The following is a 289-nucleotide window of genomic DNA, read 5'->3' on the forward strand; positions in this document are numbered from 1 at the left end:
CATTGTTGCCCGTTCAAGATGGCTCTATGATAATGAATCTCTTTATGGGTCTGCAACAGAAGAATGGGTCTCTGCGGCTGTTAGTGATGGGATTAAACCCTATCCTCGTATTGAAGGTTTTCAAGAAGAAAAGAAAAAGCTTTTAGACTTATGGTGGCAATGGGTTGATGAAGCCGATTATGATGAAGATGCCAATTTTTATGGACTTCAAGCAACCATTGCACGAGAAGTCTTTCTAACTGGTGAATGTTTTGTAAGACTACATTATGTTGACCTCTACGGGCGCTCT

At 40.8% G+C, this 289-nt stretch carries 1 protein-coding gene; it reads left to right on the forward strand.

Annotation, left to right across the window (positions count from 1 at the left end; genetic code table 11):
- Positions 1-289 (forward strand): phage portal protein (locus ACFIK3_RS09755; protein WP_375676639.1); only part of this gene is annotated, 289 nt, incomplete at both ends.

It is taken from the genome of Bartonella sp. CB10SXKL (genome assembly GCF_042195515.1).
GTDB lineage: Bacteria > Pseudomonadota > Alphaproteobacteria > Rhizobiales > Rhizobiaceae > Bartonella.